The organism is Streptomyces sp. SCPE 10, from assembly GCF_051980735.1.
Classification (GTDB): domain Bacteria; phylum Actinomycetota; class Actinomycetes; order Streptomycetales; family Streptomycetaceae; genus Streptomyces; species Streptomyces misionensis.
Genome location: NZ_CP197069.1, coordinates 2,511,648 through 2,524,987 on the forward strand (window position 1 = coordinate 2,511,648; position 13,340 = coordinate 2,524,987).

Below are 13,340 nucleotides of genomic sequence, written 5' to 3' on the forward strand. Positions count from 1 at the left end.
CCGTCGGGGCGGCCGGCCGTGCCCGCCGCCCCGAACGAAGCGTTCCTCACCGGTCAGGGTGTCACACCCCGGAGGAGACCTCGGCCTTCTCCCCGCTGCCGGCACCGGCCGCCGCGAGGGCCCGGTTGCGGCGCACGGAGGACCAGAAGGACAGGGCGATCAGGATGACGCCGACGAGGCCGGTGATCACCTCGTTGATCTCGTACTGGATGGTCACCATCAGGATCAGGGCGAGGGCGCCGATCGCGTAGTGGGCGCCGTGCTCCAGGTAGACGTAGTCGTCCAGGGTGCCCTGGCGGACCAGGTAGACGGTGAGCGAGCGGACGTACATGGCGCCGATGCCGAGGCCGAGGGCCATCATCACGATGTCGTTGGTGATGGCGAAGGCGCCGATCACGCCGTCGAAGGAGAAGGACGCGTCCAGGACCTCCAGGTAGAGGAACATGAAGAACGCGGCCTGGCCGGCCAGCAGGACGGCCGACTTCTTCTTGCCGGTGCGGGCGGCCTCTTCCTCCTCCTCGTGCTCGCGCTCCTCCGCTTCCTCCAGGCGTTCCTCGAAGAAGCCGGAGAGACCGCCGACGACCATGTAGGTGATCAGGCCGGCGATGCCGGAGATCAGGACCGTCTGCGCCTTGTCGGCGTGGATGCCGCCGTGCTGGTGGGCCTGGGTGGCGAAGGTGAAGGAGGTGATCAGCAGCACGATCAGGGCGATGCAGACCGACAGCATGTCGACCTTGCCGAGCTTGGCCAGGGGCCGCTCGATCCAGCGCAGCCACTGTATGTCCCGGTCCTCGAAGATGAAGTCCAGGAAGATCATCAGCAGGAACATGCCGCCGAAGGCCGCGATCGCCGGGTGGGCGTCGGTGACCAGCTGCTGGTAGCGGTCCTTGTCGGCGAAGGCCAGGTGGACCGCGTCGACCGGGTTGAGCTTGGCGGTGATGGCGACGATCACGACGGGGAAGACCAGTCGCATGCCGAAAACGGCGATGAGCACGCCGACCGTGAGGAAGATCTTCTGCCAGAAGGCGTTCATCTTCTTCAGGATCCCGGCGTTGACCACCGCGTTGTCGAAGGACAGCGAGATCTCCAGGACGGCGAGGATCGCCACGACCCCGAAGGCCTCCCAGCCCCCGTAGAAGACGGCGGCGACCAGGCCGAGCGCGGTCACCGCGAACGACCAGCCGAAGGTTTTCAGAAGCACTGGTTACCCCATCGTGTTGTGGGGGCGCCTCCCATGAGGGTCTCCCCCGCGCCGAGCACGGCTTTACGAAACGTTGACTCCGAAGTCTAGAGCGATGCCGCGCAATCCGGACGCGTACCCCTGGCCCACCGCACGGAACTTCCACTCACCCTGGTAGCGGTAGAGTTCGCCGAAGATCATGGCGGTCTCGGTGGAGGCGTCCTCGCTGAGGTCGTAGCGGGCGAGTTCCTGGCCGTCGGACTGGTTGACCACGCGGATGAAGGCGTTGGAGACCTGGCCGAAGGTCTGCCCGCGCTCGTCGGCCAGGTGGATGGAGACGGGGAAGATGATCTTCTCGCACTGGGGCGGCACCTTGGCGAGGTCCACCAGGATGGACTCGTCGTCGCCCTCGCCCTCACCGGTGAGGTTGTCGCCGGTGTGCTCCACGGAGCCGTCGGGGCTCGTGAGCTGGTTGTAGAACACGAACCACTCGTCGCCCAGCACCCGGTTGCCCGCACCGCACAGCAGCGCGCTGGCGTCCAGGTCGAAGGGGGCGCCGGTGGTGGACCGCGCGTCCCAGCCGAGCCCGACCATGACGTTGGTGAGGTTCGGTGCGGCCTTGGAGAGGGAGACGTTGCCTCCCTTGGCGAGCGTGACGCCCATGATGCTGGTCCTCCCCTGACGGTGCTTCCCTGTTGTCCTGCGCGTCCGGCGCCGGCCGTAAACGGCTCGGCGCCGGACGGAGTGCCGCGACCGCGGGCGTCAGACGTTGACGCCGAAGTCCTGGGCGATGCCGCGCAGGCCGGAGGCGTAGCCCTGGCCGATGGCACGGAACTTCCACTCGGCGCCGTTGCGGTACAGCTCGCCGAAGACCATGGCGGTCTCGGTGGAGGCGTCCTCGCTGAGGTCGTAGCGGGCGATCTCCTGCCGGTTGGCCTGGTTGACGACGCGGATGAAGGCGTTGCGGACCTGGCCGAAGGACTGCTGGCGGTTCTCGGCGTCGTAGATCGACACCGGAAAGACGATCTTGTCCACGTCGGCCGGGACCGCGGCGAGGTCGACCTTGATGGCCTCGTCGTCGCCCTCGCCCTCACCGGTGAGGTTGTCGCCGGTGTGCTCCACGGAGCCGTCGGGGCTCTTGAGGTTGTTGAAGAAGACGAAATGCTGGTCGCTGACGACCTTGCCGGAGGTGTTCAGCAGCAGCGCGCTCGCGTCGAGGTCGAAGTCGGTGCCGGTCGTGGTCCGCACGTCCCAGCCCAGACCGACGATGACGGCGGTCAGGCCCGGGGCCTCCTTGGTCAGCGAGACGTTGCCGCCCTTGCTGAGGCTGACTCCCACGAGTCCTCCATGTGGTGTCGAGGGGCGGGGAGCCCCGTCGTGCTTCGGATATGGGATCAACGAACCGATCCTAGTGACGGGTTCCCGCCCCCCGCAGACCCTGGACCCGAAGGTTCCCGGATGTAGGCCGACCGGCCGATTTACAGGGTGTCGAGCGCCTTCACGTAGTCGTTCAGGTCGCGCGCGTCCGGCAGACCGTTGACCACCGTCCAGCGCACCACGCCGTCCTTGTCGATGACGAAGGTGCCCCGCACCGCGCAGCCCTTGTCCTCGTCGAAGACGCCGTAGACGCGCGAGACGTTGCCGTGCGGCCAGAAGTCGCTGAGCAGCGGGTACTCCAGACCCTCCTGCTCGGCGAAGACGCGCAGGCTGTGGATGGAGTCGTTGGAGACGGCGAGCAGCTGGGTGTCGCGGTCGGTGAACTTCGGCAGGTTGTCGCGCAGCGCGCACAGCTCGCCGGTGCACACGCCGGTGAAGGCGAAGGGGTAGAAGAGCAGGACCACGTTCTTCTCGCCGCGGAAGTCGGCGAGCCGCACGGTGCGGCCGTGGTTGTCCTTGAGCTCGAAATCGGGCGCCTTGTCGCCGACCTGGATCGCCATGTCGTGCTTCCCTTCGGTGGGCTGTTCGGGTGAGAGCACAGCAAACGCTCGGATCCACCCTACGCAGCGATCACCGGGGTTCCGGGCGGGCCGGTGGGATCCGGCCCGCCCGGGCGGCGGTCACCGCTTCGACTTGGCCGCCTTCGGCGTGGCCAGCCGGTTGCCGCTCCAGTCCTTGCCGACGCTCACGCTCTTGGCCGCGGTCAGCCCGGCCGTCGTGGCGGCGTCCTGGATGTCGCTCGGCTCCACGTACCCGTCACGACCCGTCTTCGGCGTGAGGAGCAGAATCGCGCCGCCCTCCTCGATGTACGTGGTGGCATCCACCAGCGCATCCGTCAGGTCGCCGTCGTCATCACGGAACCACAGCACAACGGCGTCGGCCACGTCGTCGTATTCCTCGTCCATCAGGTCGCCCTCGATGGCTTCCTCGATGGACTCGCGGAGTTCCTGGTCGACGTCGTCGTCGTAGCCGATCTCCTGGACCACCTGCCCGGGCTGGAACCCCAGCCTGGCGGCAGGGTTCGTCCGCTCCTCCGCGTGGTCCGCGGTCGCGCTCACGGGGTGCCTCCTGATCATGTCTTGGTGAGTATCTCAGCCACGCGCGTGCGCGAAGCATTGGCCGTAGTCCACACGGGCGGGGCGGATCGCGCAAGTACCCGGCGGTCCCGACCGCCGAAACGGTGACGATCCCGGCCGTGTCGCCGCAACTCCTGGCACCGTATCTCGATTCCGCTCCACCCACATCACCCCGATGTGCCCGGTTTGCACGGCCCGGAATCATCCATGGATGGAACCATCGAACAACTTTGCCAAGCGCGTCACACCCCGGGCGTATCGTTGCGTTTTGACCGGCGGTGTGCTCCGGCGGTACGCCGGGGAGCCGCCGGTGGAGATGACGGGCGTGCTCCGCCGGTACACGATGGGGAACGGCGCGGGCACGAACAGTAGGCACGAGTAGCGGTACGAGCAGCGAGCAGAGTTACGAGCGACAACCGGCCCTCCGACAGGTAAGGAACAGCGTGGCTTCCGGATCCGATCGCACCCCGATCATCATTGGCGGCCTTCCGAGTCAGGTTCCTGACTTCGATCCCGAAGAAACCCAGGAGTGGCTCGACTCCCTCGACGCGGTCGTGGACGAGCGCGGCCGGGAGCGGGCGCGCTACCTCATGCTGCGGCTGATCGAGCGGGCCCGCGAGAAGCGCGTGGCCGTGCCCGAGATGCGCAGCACGGACTACGTCAACACCATCCCCACCAAGAGCGAGCCGTTCTTCCCGGGCAACGAGGAGATCGAGCGCAAGATCCTCAACGCGACGCGCTGGAACGCGGCCGTGATGGTCTCGCGCGCCCAGCGGCCCGGCATCGGCGTGGGCGGCCACATCGCCACCTTCGCCTCCTCCGCCTCGCTCTACGACGTCGGCTTCAACCACTTCTTCCGCGGCAAGGACGAGGGCGACGGCGGCGACCAGGTCTTCTTCCAGGGCCACGCCTCCCCCGGCATCTACGCGCGCGCCTACCTGCTGGACCGGCTCACCGAGGAGCAGCTGGACGGCTTCCGCCAGGAGAAGTCGAAGTACCCGAACGGCCTGTCCAGCTATCCGCACCCGCGCTCGATGCCGGACTTCTGGGAGTTCCCGACGGTCTCCATGGGCCTCGGCCCGCTGGGCGCGATCTTCCAGGCGCGGATGAACCGCTACATGGAGGCGCGCGGGATCGCGGACACCTCCAGGTCGCACGTGTGGGCGTTCCTCGGCGACGGCGAGATGGACGAGCCCGAGTCGCTGGGCCAGCTCACGCTGGCCGCCCGGGAGGGCCTGGACAACCTGACCTTCGTGGTCAACTGCAACCTCCAGCGCCTGGACGGGCCGGTGCGCGGCAACGGGAAGATCATCCAGGAGCTGGAGTCGGTCTTCCGGGGCGCCGGCTGGAACGTGATCAAGCTGATCTGGGACCGCAGCTGGGACCCGCTGCTCGCGCAGGACCGCGACGGCGTCCTGGTCAACAAGATGAACATGACCCCGGACGGGCAGTTCCAGACGTACGCCACGGAGTCGGGCGCCTACATCCGCCGGCACTTCTTCGGCGACGACCACCGGCTGCGCGCCATGGTCGAGAACATGACCGACGACCAGATCCTGCACCTCGGGCGCGGCGGGCACGACCACCGCAAGATCTACGCGGCGTTCAAAGCGGCCAAGGAGCACAAGGGCCAGCCGACGGTGATCCTGGCCAAGACGATCAAGGGCTGGACGCTGGGCCCGAACTTCGAGGGCCGCAACGCCACGCACCAGATGAAGAAGCTGACGGTCGACGACCTCAAGCGCTTCCGGGACCGGCTGCACCTGCCGATCTCCGACCGGGAGCTGGAGTCCGGCCTGCCGCCGTACTACCACCCGGGCCGGGACTCGGAGGAGATCCAGTACATGCACGACCGCCGCAAGGGCTGCGGTGGTTACGTCCCCACCCGCGTCGTACGCTCCAAGCCGCTCGCGCTGCCGGACGAAAAGACGTACGCGACCGTGAAGAAGGGAACGGGTCAGCAGTCCATCGCCACGACGATGGCCTTTGTGCGGCTGCTCAAGGACCTCATGCGGGACAAGGAGATCGGTCGGCGGTTCGTGCTGATCGCGCCGGACGAGTACCGCACGTTCGGCATGGACTCCTTCTTCCCGAGCGCGAAGATCTACAACCCGCTCGGGCAGCAGTACGAGTCGGTGGACCGGGAACTGCTGCTCGCCTACAAGGAGTCGCCGACCGGGCAGATGCTGCACGACGGCATCTCCGAGGCGGGCTGCACGGCCTCGCTGATCGCGGCGGGCTCGGCGTACGCCACGCACGGCGAGCCGCTGATCCCGGTGTACGTCTTCTACTCGATGTTCGGTTTCCAGCGCACGGGTGACCAGTTCTGGCAGATGGCCGACCAGTTGGCGCGCGGATTCGTCCTCGGCGCGACCGCGGGCCGTACGACGCTGACCGGCGAGGGCCTCCAGCACGCCGACGGGCACTCGCAGTTGCTGGCCTCGACGAACCCGGCGTGCGTGGCCTACGACCCGGCGTACGGGTACGAGATCGCGCACATCGTGCAGGACGGTCTGCGGCGGATGTACGGCAGCTCGCCCGAACACCCGCACGGCGAGGACGTCTTCTTCTACCTCACCGTCTACAACGAGCCCATCCGGCACCCGGCGGAGCCGTCCGACGTGGACGTCGAGGGCATCGTCAAGGGCATCCACAAGCTCTCCGACGGTCCCGGCGGGGAGATCCCGGCGCAGATCATGGCGTCCGGGGTGGCGGTGCCGTGGGCGCTGGAGGCGCAGCGGATCCTCGCGGAGGACTGGAACGTGCGGGCGGCCGTGTGGTCCGCGACGTCCTGGAACGAGCTGCGGCGGGAGGCCGTCGCCTGCGAGCAGCACAACCTGCTGCATCCGGAGGAGGAGCAGACCGTCCCCTATGTGACGCGCAAACTGAGCGGCGCTCAGGGGCCGTTCGTGGCCGTGTCCGACTGGATGCGGTCGGTGCCGGACCAGATCGCCCGGTGGGTGCCGGGGCCGTACCAGTCGCTCGGCGCGGACGGCTTCGGCTTCGCCGACACCCGGGGCGCGGCGCGCAGGTTCTTCCACATCGACGCGCAGTCGATCGTGGTGGCCGTGCTCACGGAGCTGGCGCGGGAGGGCCGTATCGACCGCTCGGCCCTGAAGCAGGCGCTCGACCGCTACCAGGTCCTGGACGTCACGGCGGCCCATCCGGGAGCGGCCGGCGGCGACGCCTGACCGCCGGCGCCGGGGTGCCCCGCGACAAGGGGCACCCCGGAGGGGCTGCCCTCACAGGCCGGCCCCGGCGGCACCCGCCGGTGGGCCCCCGGCGGCGAGTCGTGCCCGGTCAAAGGCCCGCAGGGCGCACGCTGTTCCCCTCCTGCAGCGTGCGCCCGGGCGTGATCCACTCTGCGGCGCGCGATGCGCGCCGCGCCAGGGAACCCCGGCCGAGTCACCCGGCCGGGCGACCGCGGTCAGATATGACCCACGCCCGCCCCCGCCTCCGCGTTGTCGCCCCGCTTGGTGAGGAAGGCGACGAGGACGGCGACCACCGCGACGCCCGCCGCCACCAGGCAGGCGAGGCTCATACCGGAGATGAAGGTGTGGTGGGCCACCTCGGTGATCTTCGCGGCGATCGGTGCCGGGATCCCCTTCTGCACCGGTGCCACACCGGCCTGCACCGCCTCGGATGCCTGGTCCAGCTGGGCCGGGGTCAGCGGCGGCAGTCCGGCCGCCTTCCAGTTGCCCTCCAGCGAGCTGTCGACCTTGGAGGCCATCACCGCGCCGAGCACCGCCGTACCGAGGCTGCCGCCGATCTGCATGGCCGCCTGCTGGAGACCGCCGGCCACACCGGACAGCTCCATGGGGGCGTTGCCGACGATGACCTCCGTCGCGCCGACCATGACCGGCGCGAGGCCGAGGCCGAGGAGGGCGAACCAGAGGGACATCACCCCGCTGCCGGTGCCGGCCTTGAGGGTGGACATGCCGTACATGGCGATCGCGGTCGCGGCCATGCCGCCGGCCAGCGGCACCCGCGGGCCGAACCGGGTGATCGCGGCGCCGGCGAGCGGCGAGGCGACGATCATCATGCCGGTGAGCGGCAGCAGGTGCAGACCCGCGTCGACCGGGGACATGCCGTGGACGTTCTGCAGGTAGAACGTCACGAAGAACAGGCCGCCCATGAAGGCGATGGCCATGAGGACCATCAGGACCACACCGGCCGACAGCGGCACCGAGCGGAACAGGCCGAGCGGGATGAGCGGCTCGGCGACCTTGGTCTCCCAGAACGCGAAGAACGCGAAGAGCAGCACCGAGGCGGCGATGAAGCCCCAGGTCTTGCCGTCGCCCCAGCCCCAGGACGGGGCCTTGATGAGCGCCCAGACCAGGCAGAACATCGCACCGGACAGCAGCGCGATACCGAGCACGTCGAAGGAGCGCGGCGCGTTCTGGGCCCGGTGGTCGAGCAGGATCAGCAGACCGAGGACCAGCGCGATCGCGCCGACCGGCACGTTGATGAAGAACACCGACTGCCAGTTGACGTGCTGCACGAGGACGCCGCCGAGGATCGGGCCGCCCGCGGTGGACGCGCCGATCACCATGCCCCAGATGCCGATGGCCATGTTGAGCTTCTCGGCCGGGAACGTGGCCCGCAGCAGGCCGAGCGCGGCCGGCATCAGCAGCGCGCCGAACAGGCCCTGGAAGACCCGGAAGACGATGACGGTGGCGATGGTGTGCGACAGGCCGATCGCCCCGGAGGCGGCGGCGAAGCCGGTCACGCCGATGAGGAAGGTCTGCCGGTGGCCGAAGCGGTCACCGAGCTTGCCCGCGGTGATCAGGGTGACCGCGAGGGCGAGGAAGTAGGCGTTGGTGATCCACTGCACGTCGGCGAAGCTCGCGTGCAGATGGTCGCGGATGGCCGGGTTGGCGATGGCCACGATGGTGCCGTCCAGGGCCACCATCATGACCCCTACGGCAACGGTGATCAGGGTGAGCCAGGGGTGGCCGCGCAGCCCCGCGTCCGGGATCCGCTCCGCCGGGGCCGCCGGGGCTCCGTCACCCGGCCCTGTCGTGTCGATGGTGGTCTGACCAGTCATGCGTTCGAGACTAGTGACAGCCACTGACAATTGACAAACAATTTCATAAGTCGGTAACTGACAAGGAGCACATATAGACTGCTGAGCTGGCCGAACGTCATGAGAGGGGCCGTCGAGGGCCATGGAGACGCTGCGCGAGCGCAAGAAGCGGCGTACCCGGGAGGCGCTGCTGCGGGCCGCTCTGGAGCTGTTCACCACCCGGGGGTACGAGCACACGACCGTGGACGAGATAGCCGCGGCCTGCGACGTCTCCCAGCGCACCTTCTTCCGCTACTTCGCGGGCAAGGAGGACGCGGCCTTCGCCCTGCAGGAGCGGGCGCAGGCGCTCTTCCTCGCCGCCCTGCGCGCGCGACCGCCGCACGAGCCGCCGATGGAGGCGCTGCGGCAGGCGGTCCTGGAGGGCTGGGACGCGGTCCGGGGCAACCTGGAGTCGGCCGTGCCGGTCGACCTGTACCTGCGCATGTACCGCACGATCGAGTCGACGCCCGCGCTGCTCGCCGCCCATCTGCGCCGCTCGACCGCGGCCGAGGAGACGATGGCGCGGCTGCTGGCCGAGCGGGAGGGCGTGGACGTGGAGACGGATCCCCGGCCGCGGCTCGCGGTGGCGGTGTTCGGCGGGGTGATAAGGGTCACCGAGCGCCAGTGGTGCTCGGGGCGTGACTGCAGCCTGGAAGCCGTCCGGAAGCTCACCGTCTCGTACCTCGATCAGGTGACTTCGGCGCTCAGGGGGAACTGGCGCTCGGCCTGAGGCCGTTGACGGCACGCCGGAAAGATCGTCCGAACCGGGCCCGGGCGAGCGCCGACGCGGTGTCCGGCAGATCCACTTCGCCGGGTTCGAAAGATCGTTCACGGCGTGTTCGACTTCCGCCGAAACGTGATCCCGGTCACCCGGTTACCGCGAGACCGTCTCGTTCTCCTAGTGTGTCCTCCCAGTGACTTCCTTCGACACCTCCTCCCCGCAACTCAACGTCTGGCGCGCGATGCTGGCGCTGGCCGTGGTGTTCGTGATGCTCGCCACCACCGGATGGACCGCGATGCGCACCCACCGGGAGTCGAGCGAGCTGCAGGCCTCGCTCGACAAGTGGAGACACGGCAGCCTCCACGGGCTGCGCCTGCCCGATCCGGAGGCCGGCCCCACGCGGCTCACCCGCTTCTTCGCCACCCTCTCCGCCCACGACCGCAGCCGCCTCGTCCACCGCTACCCGCTCGCCGTCGGCAACATGAACGGCGCGCCGGTCGACCTGCGCTACCGGGCCAACCACCTGGCACTGGAGCAGGAGCGCGACACCGAGCGCGAGCGCATGCACGACAGCCGGCTCAGCACGGCCGGCCAGCAGGACGCGGGCCGCCGTATGCGCCGCTACGAGTCGCTGCTGACCCCCGGCCGGCAGATCCTCTCCTTCGACCCGGAGGGCACCGGCCGCATCTCCGAGGTCTTCGGGAACCTGACCAGGGCCGAGCGGATCTCGGTCGTCGTCCCCGGTGTCGACACCGACCTGCTCACCTTCCAGAAGACGAACCGCCCGTACACCGCCCCGGTCGGCATGGCCAAGGCGCTGTACGCGCAGGAGCGCGCGACGCGTCCCGCGGTGCGTACGGCGGTGATCGCCTGGGCCGACTACACCTCCCCCGACGGCCTCGGCGTGGACGCGGCCACCGGGCTGCGCGCGGCGGAGGGCTCCCTGCGGCTGAACGCGCTGCTGCGGGCCCTGCCCGGCAGCGCCCCGGTGTCGATGTTCTGCCACAGCTACGGCTCGGTGCTCTGCGGGGTGGCCGCGCCCGGGATGCCCCGGCGGGTCACCGACATAGCGGTCGCCGCCAGCCCCGGCATGCGGGTCTCCAAGGCCGCCCACCTGGACACCGCCGCCCGGGTGTGGGCCATGCGGGACGCCACCGACTGGATCCAGGACGTGCCCTACCTGGAGCTGGGCGGGCTCGGGCACGGCGCCGACCCGGTCTCCGCCGCCTTCGGCGCCCGGGTGCTGTCCGCCGAGGACGCGCAGGGTCACGCCGGCTACTTCCAGCCGGGCACGGACAGCCTGCGCAACCTCGCCGACGTCGGCACGGGCGCCTACGACGACGTGATCTGCGCCGGCGGTACCGCCGCGTGCCGGGCGGACCTGCCCGGCACGAAGACGGCCCAACGCGCGTAAAACAGCAGGAAGTGCGGTCCGCGAAGGAGGCGACGGAGGGGGACGTGCCGCATACGATGAGCCGCATGGGTGACGTACTGGCGGGTTTTCATGCCGTCTGGGAGTTCGAGTCCGACTCCGTGCTCATCCGTTACGAACGGGGGATTCGAACACCGAAGTTGTTCCAGGCGCTCGGGGAGCGGCGGATCCCGCTGTCCGCGGTCGAGGAGGTGCGGCTCGCTCCGGGCCGGCGCGGCACCGTGGTCCTGCGGCTGCTGCCCCGCGCGGGTGCCGATCCGCTGATGGAGGCGGCCGACGGCCAGCTGAAGGAGGGCTCCGATCCCTACCGGCTGGTCCTGCCGGCCGAGCGGGAGTCGCAGGCCGCGTCCCGCGCCGAGGAGTTGACGTCGCGGCTCACCGAGTCGGGGCCGGCGGACCGCTATCTGGTGGCGGCGCCCGAGGCGCCGCTGCAGTTCAAGGCGTACGACGGGAAGGCCGCCTTCGACGGCACGTCGGTGCGGTTCCGGTGGTCGTGGACGGGCGCGTCGTCGGCCAAGTGGAAGGCCGGCGACCAGAGTTATCCGGTCGCCGACCTGTGCGGGGTGGAGTGGCGCTCACCGGAGGCCCTGGCGGGCTATCTCCGGCTGCGCGCCGCCGGTCCGGCACCGGACGAGACGCCCGAGCCCGACCAGGATCCGGCGGCGGTGGTGTTCGGGCTCGGCTACGGTCCGGTGCACGAGTCGCTGCCGTTCGCCGCCGCGGTGCTGGCGGCGATCCGCTCGCGCCGTCCGGTGCCGGCGGCGGTGCCGCCGTGCCGCCGCGACCCAGCGGACATCGCCGAACGGATCCGCCACCTCGGGGAGCTGCACCAGGCCGGGCTGGTCACCGACGAGGAGTTCGCCGGCAAGAAGGCGCAGCTGCTCGCGGAACTGTGACTACTCCCGGCCCGCCGAGGTGAAGCTCATGTCCGCGTACCGCTCGCCGGCGACCTTGCCCGCGATCGGCTCCAGCTGGGACAGCTCCGCCTCGGTCAGGGTGATGCGGGTGGCGGCCACGTTCTCCGCCACCCGGCTCGCCTTGCGGGTGCCCGGGATCGGGACGACCGCCAGCGAGTCGACGGCCGCCCGCTGCTGCACCCAGGCCAGGGCGATCTGGGCCGGGGTGGCGCCGTGGGCCTCGGCGATGGCGCGCAGGGGCTGGAGCAGGGCCGCGTTGGCCGCCGCGTTGTCGCCGGTGAAGCGGGGCTGCTGACGGCGGAAGTCGTCGGCCGTCAGGTCCTGGTCGGCATTGGCGAAGGCACCGGTGAGGAAGCCCCGCCCGAGCGGCGAGTACGGCACCAGGGCGACGCCCAGCTCCCGCGCGGCCGGCACCACGTGCGCCTCGATGTCCCGGCTGAACAGGGACCACTCCGACTGCACGGCAGCGATCGGGTGCACGGCGTGCGCGGCGCGCAGCTCCTCGGCGGTGACCTCGCTGAGGCCCAGGTGCTTGACCTTGCCCTCGCGCACCAGCTCCGCCATCGTGCCGACGGTCTCCTCGATCGGCACGTTCACATCGCGGCGGTGCATGTAATAAAGGTCGATCACGTCCACGCCGAGCCGCCGGAGGCTGCCCTCGACGGCCTCGCGGATGTAGGGGGCGTCGTTGCGGATGATCCGCTTGGTCGGGTCGTCCTTCGGGATGGACAGGGCGAACTTGGTGGCGATCACCACCTCGTCGCGGTGGGCGCGGAAGAAGGGGGCGAGGAACCGCTCGTTCTCCCCGGCGCCGTACGCGTCGGCGGTGTCGTAGAGGGTCACGCCCAGCTCCAGCGCCCGGTCGAGGGCCGCGCGGGCCTGCTCGGTGTCGGTGGGGCCGTAGCCGAAGCTCATGCCCATGCAGCCGAGGCCCTGCACGCCGACCTCCGGCCCCTGCGCTCCCAGGCGTGCCGTCGGAATCCTGGCGTCGGTCATCGAGTGGTCCCCTCTGTGGCGTAAAAGCTGATCTTGCGGTCGAGTACGGCGAGCGTGTCGCGCAGTTCGGCGATCCGCCCGAGGACGTCCCGGCGGGTCTGCTCCAGCAGTTCCTGCCGCTCCCGGTACGTGCTGCTGCCCGCGCGCACCAGTTCCGCGTACCGGACCATGTCGGCCACCGGCATGCCGGTCAGCCGCAGCTTGGTCACCAGGTCCAGCCAGTCCAGGTCACGGTTGCTGTAGCGGCGCTGTCCCGTGTGCGAGCGGTCGACGTGCGGCATCAGCCCGATCCGCTCGTACCAGCGCAGGGTGTGCGCGGTCAGACCGGTGAAGGCGACGACCTCACTGATCGTGTAGCGGTCCTGGCCGTCGGGGCGCGGGTGGCGCGCGGGCCGGGCGGAGCAGATGTCGGCGGGGTGGGATTCCTCGAGCGTCGCAGGCGTGGTCTGCATCACCGTCATGCCTCAACGCTATGACCTTGGAGTGCACTCCAAGCAAGCGGAGCCGGTAAGAAAA

The 13,340-nt window shown here is 69.8% G+C and carries 12 protein-coding genes; 4 read left to right on the forward strand and 8 right to left on the reverse strand.

Annotated elements, in window-relative coordinates; genetic code table 11:
- Positions 1 to 61: 61 nt before the first annotated feature.
- The 5 genes from ACSP97_RS11840 to ACSP97_RS11860 all read right to left on the reverse strand — a co-directional run bounded on the left by ACSP97_RS11840 (position 62) and on the right by ACSP97_RS11860 (position 3,675).
- Entirely contained in the window at positions 62 to 1,201 is a 1,140-nt protein-coding gene (locus tag ACSP97_RS11840; protein WP_355323826.1) for a DUF475 domain-containing protein, read from the reverse strand.
- 63 nt (positions 1,202 to 1,264) lie between these two features.
- Complete coding sequence (locus ACSP97_RS11845; RefSeq protein WP_355144350.1) at positions 1,265 to 1,843, reverse strand: TerD family protein; 579 nt, start codon at positions 1,841 to 1,843, stop codon at positions 1,265 to 1,267.
- 99 nt (positions 1,844 to 1,942) lie between these two features.
- On the reverse strand, positions 1,943 to 2,518 hold the full coding sequence (locus ACSP97_RS11850) for a TerD family protein (RefSeq protein WP_355144352.1): 576 nt from the start codon (positions 2,516 to 2,518) through the stop codon (positions 1,943 to 1,945).
- Between the two features lie 140 nt (positions 2,519 to 2,658).
- Complete coding sequence (locus tag ACSP97_RS11855; RefSeq protein WP_440557429.1) at positions 2,659 to 3,117, reverse strand: peroxiredoxin; 459 nt, start codon at positions 3,115 to 3,117, stop codon at positions 2,659 to 2,661.
- Between the two features lie 120 nt (positions 3,118 to 3,237).
- Positions 3,238 to 3,675, reverse strand: coding sequence for a DUF3052 domain-containing protein (locus ACSP97_RS11860; RefSeq protein ID WP_070027621.1), 438 nt, complete (start codon positions 3,673 to 3,675; stop codon positions 3,238 to 3,240).
- A 461-nt stretch (positions 3,676 to 4,136) separates the two neighbouring features.
- Here ACSP97_RS11860 and aceE point away from each other — a divergent pair, with 461 nt between their 5' ends.
- Positions 4,137 to 6,884, forward strand: coding sequence for a pyruvate dehydrogenase (acetyl-transferring), homodimeric type (aceE, locus tag ACSP97_RS11865; RefSeq protein ID WP_355528368.1), 2,748 nt, complete (start codon positions 4,137 to 4,139; stop codon positions 6,882 to 6,884).
- Positions 6,885 to 7,120: 236 nt separating this feature from the next.
- On the opposite strand, the gene ACSP97_RS11870 is transcribed toward aceE, so the two are convergent.
- Complete coding sequence (locus ACSP97_RS11870; protein WP_382011695.1) at positions 7,121 to 8,608, reverse strand: MFS transporter; 1,488 nt, start codon at positions 8,606 to 8,608, stop codon at positions 7,121 to 7,123.
- Between the two features lie 253 nt (positions 8,609 to 8,861).
- Between ACSP97_RS11870 and ACSP97_RS11875 the strand changes: the two genes are divergently transcribed.
- The 3 genes from ACSP97_RS11875 (at position 8,862) to ACSP97_RS11885 (ending at position 11,807) form a co-directional block, all read left to right on the forward strand.
- On the forward strand, positions 8,862 to 9,488 hold the full coding sequence (locus ACSP97_RS11875) for a TetR family transcriptional regulator (protein WP_355144360.1): 627 nt from the start codon (positions 8,862 to 8,864) through the stop codon (positions 9,486 to 9,488).
- Positions 9,489 to 9,672: 184 nt separating this feature from the next.
- A complete protein-coding gene (locus tag ACSP97_RS11880; RefSeq protein ID WP_358271403.1) occupies positions 9,673 to 10,893 on the forward strand; it encodes an alpha/beta hydrolase in 1,221 nt (406 codons plus the stop codon).
- Between the two features lie 65 nt (positions 10,894 to 10,958).
- A complete protein-coding gene (locus tag ACSP97_RS11885) occupies positions 10,959 to 11,807 on the forward strand; it encodes a DUF4429 domain-containing protein (protein ID WP_358271401.1) in 849 nt (282 codons plus the stop codon).
- On the opposite strand, the gene ACSP97_RS11890 is transcribed toward ACSP97_RS11885, so the two are convergent.
- Together ACSP97_RS11890 and ACSP97_RS11895 are read right to left on the reverse strand one after the other, a co-directional pair.
- Complete coding sequence (locus tag ACSP97_RS11890) at positions 11,808 to 12,824, reverse strand: aldo/keto reductase (protein WP_355144366.1); 1,017 nt, start codon at positions 12,822 to 12,824, stop codon at positions 11,808 to 11,810.
- The gene (locus ACSP97_RS11895; RefSeq protein ID WP_355144368.1) at positions 12,821 to 13,285 is read right to left on the reverse strand and encodes a MerR family transcriptional regulator; all 465 of its coding nucleotides are present in this window, start codon (positions 13,283 to 13,285) and stop codon (positions 12,821 to 12,823) included. Before ACSP97_RS11895 ends, ACSP97_RS11890 begins: the two co-directional genes overlap by 4 nt.
- Positions 13,286 to 13,340 lie beyond the last annotated feature (55 nt).